This window comes from Humidesulfovibrio sp. (assembly GCF_035560995.1).
In the GTDB taxonomy this organism is placed as follows: domain Bacteria; phylum Desulfobacterota; class Desulfovibrionia; order Desulfovibrionales; family Desulfovibrionaceae; genus Humidesulfovibrio.
Genome location: NZ_DATMYK010000171.1, coordinates 1 through 2,112, shown reverse-complemented (window position 1 = coordinate 2,112; position 2,112 = coordinate 1). Strand labels below are relative to the sequence as shown.

Below are 2,112 nucleotides of genomic sequence, written 5' to 3'. Positions count from 1 at the left end.
GCGGGCGCGCTGTTCGTCCGTGCCCCGGCTGGACTGCTCGATCTGCGCGGCCAGCTGCTCGGAGGCGCTGGCAACCTGATCGCTCACCGTGTTGGCCGCGGCAGCCGCCTGGGCGATGCGCGCGTTCTGCTCCTCGATCTTTTTCTGCTGGGCGCGGATGTCCGTGAGTTCGAACCACACGGCCAGGGTGCCCAGCAGGTTGCCGTCCAGGTCGTGGATGGGCGTGCTGGTGACGTCGAAGATCTTCTGCGCGCCGCTGGGCGTGGTATAGTTCGCCTCGGCCTGGAGCATGCGGTTTTCCTTCAGCGCGCGGGCGGAAAGCGTCTCGCGGCTGGCGTCGCCGAAGATCATCTGGCCGGAGGCCTGGCCCAGGTAGTCGGCCGGTTTGCCCGGCCGTTCCAGGGCGGCCAGCATGCGCTCGTTGACGAAGGTCGTCTTGTTGTCCTTGTCAAAGGCTGCGCAGGGCAGCACGAAGCCGTCCAGCACGCCCTGGGAGAAGCCGAGCTTGGACTTGATCTCGGCCACCATGCCCCGGATGTTGTGGGCCAGATCTGCCAGTTCGAAGCGGAAGTTGGTGTGCAGCTTGGCCTTGAAGTCACCCTCGGTCACCGCCAGGGTGAAGCCCTTGATGTCGTTGATGGGCGCGACCACAAGCCTGCGCACCATGAAGGCTATGCCACCGCAAAGCAACAGCACCACCACGGCGCCGATGCCGAGAAGCATGTTGCGCTGCTGCCGCGCCGCGTGGGTCAGGTCATCCACGTAGGCGTTGGTGCAGACCACAAAGCCGGTCTCCTCGTCGGTGGAGAAGCTCAGGTACTTCTTGTCACCCTTCCATTCATAGAACAGATCGCCGTTTTTCTTGGCCAGGGCCTCCTTGATGAAGGCCTGGTCGGCGACACTCTTGAGTATCAGGCTCTTGTCCATGGCATGGGCCACGATGTTGCCCTGGCCATCGATCATGAAGGCGTAGCCGCGCTCGCCGAAGTGCAGAGGAGTGATGAACTTGTCCAGAAAGGCCGACCAGCGCACGAACACGCCCACGCCGCCGATGTTTTTGCCGGTGGAGTCCTTGATGGCCTGGGCGGCGGTGAAGATGAACATGTCCTCGCCGCCGGTCTTGGAGAGCAAGATGTTTTTGGCCAGGTGGTATTCCTTGCCCGACATGATGGCCTTGTAATAGTCGCGGTCGGCCCGGGACTGCCCGGCAAGGCTTTGCCCCTGGGCGTTGACGCCTGCGCGGACAACGCCCTGCTCGTCGAACACCAGGATGCTCCACACGTCGGGGCTGGCCTTCACAACGTCCTTCAGGCGTGCCGTGGCCTTTGCCGGGTCCGCCTGCATGGCGGAAAGCACCTGCGGGTCCGTGCCCATGGAGCGCACCAGGGAAAGAGCATTGCCGCAGTATTGGTCAAGTCCGCGCTGAGCGGCCTGCCCGGCCTGTTGCAGCGACTGCTGCTCTTTCTGCAACGCCAGATTGTATGTGGAGGTGGTGACAGTGACCAGGATGGCGGAAACGCCGAGCACGACGATGATGGCGACGGATGCGATGAGCAGCGTGCCTAAGCTTTTGATGCGGGCCAAGGGGGGGCCTCCAATATGTATATTTCCGCGAACTATGGGGGTGTCGGGTGTCCCTGTCAACCTGCGGAATTGTTACATTTCCGTCTCGTTTGAAGGAGGGGTGTGGAAAACGCGTTCTGCTCCATCTTGGCAATGCGGGGAGGGGTGTATGCAAAATTTGTATTATTCTAGCGCTCTATCAGTCCATAAGTAAAATCGAGGAAACCTGCCCCCGCACGGAAGGCCCTCAATTTTGTCTGTTCAAAAGTTGGTGATAAATATTGAATTTAGGCAGGAGGATACGTTTCCTGGGCAGGGTGGTGGGCCCGTCATGCGCCATGGAGGCCCGGGCCAATAAAAGAGGGGAGGAGCCGTTTGGCCCCTCCCCTCTTCTTTTGTGGTGCGTGCGGGCCTAGCCCTGGTTCATATTGTTGATGATGCCCTTGAGCTCGCCCGCCAGGCGGGCAAGGTCGCTCACTGCCTGGCCGGACTGGAGCATGGCCTCGGCGGTCTCGCTGGCGATGCGGTTGATGTCCTCGGTGGAGCGGC

1 protein-coding gene is annotated in these 2,112 nt (G+C 61.7%); it reads right to left on the bottom strand.

Going from position 1 to position 2,112, the window contains the following annotated elements; genetic code table 11:
* A partial coding sequence (locus VN419_RS06605) for a cache domain-containing protein (RefSeq protein WP_325645725.1) occupies positions 1-1,584 on the bottom strand: 1,584 nt, incomplete at its 3' end.
* Between the last annotated feature and the right edge of the window lie 528 nt (positions 1,585-2,112).